Annotated in this window: 1 protein-coding gene; it reads right to left on the bottom strand. The window is 61.4% G+C overall.

The genetic code is table 11. The features are described 5' to 3' along the window. Positions 1-18: 18 nt before the first annotated feature. Positions 19-979, bottom strand: a 961-nt coding sequence (locus L901_RS22895) for an IS110 family transposase (RefSeq protein ID WP_210179000.1), incomplete at its 5' end; no start/stop codon positions are given.

Genomic DNA, 979 nt, shown 5'->3' with positions numbered 1-979 from the left:
TCAAGCAACCGTGGATGATCAAGCAAATGCTGGATCTGTCCTTGCGATGGCGTTGAGGATAGTGACGAGCTTCCGGATTGTTGCGACGATGGCCAATTTAAAAGGTTTTCCCTTGCTGCGCAGGCGCTGATAAAAGGCTCCAAGAACGGGGTCTTTGACCTTGATGGCGCTGAGTGTGGCCATATAGGCGATGTCGCGCAGATGCTTGCGGCCACCGGAGCATTTGCCCTGCCGGTTTGATGAGCCGGATTGACGCGCATGCGGCGCGACGCCGACAAGAGCGGCGATGACCTTTGAAGAGACAGTGCCGAGTTCAGGCAGATCGGCAATGAGCGCGGTGGCCAGCACCGGGCCGACGCCGGTGACCTTGCACATTCTGTCGTGGCGCTTTCGCAGGCCGGGCGTCGCCTTGAGCAGATCGCGCATGGCGCGGTCGAGAGTGGCGATGTCCATGGCGATGATGCGCAGGCGTGCCTCCAGCATGTCGCGCACCAGCGGCTCTTCGATGGTATCGAGCTGGCTCGTCAGGCCGCTCTTTTCGGCGACCAGCCTGCGCCGGTGGGCCGCGAACGCGCTCAGGCGACTGCGCACGGGATCTGGTTCATATGGAGTGAGGTGAGCGTGTACCGTTGCCAGATAGCGGGCGATCACGGCAGCGTCGATCATATCGGTCTTTGCCAGCTGCCCCATGGCTTTGGCAAAATTGCGAACCCTTGCGGGCGGCAGGATATGGACCTTCAGGCCTGCCGCATGCAGGCTGTCGGCCAGCCTGCGCTCATAACCGCCGGACGCCTCCAGTCCGACGACGACCGGTCCAAGCCCCAGAAGGCGGTTTGCGAGAGCGCCGATCTGTGTCGGTGAACTGCCGGTACTCCAGCGCTTGCCGGCCGGATAAACAAAAACATCGAAGCGGGCTTTGGAAACGTCGATGCCGACGAAGAGAAGTTCCGGTATCATGGCCTTGCTCCCAGGCTTGTGG

It is taken from the genome of Agrobacterium sp. D14 (assembly GCF_001526505.1).
Classification (GTDB): Bacteria; Pseudomonadota; Alphaproteobacteria; order Rhizobiales; family Rhizobiaceae; genus Agrobacterium; species Agrobacterium leguminum.
Note: the sequence above shows the minus strand (reverse complement) of the source record. Positions and strands in the feature narration are given on the sequence as shown.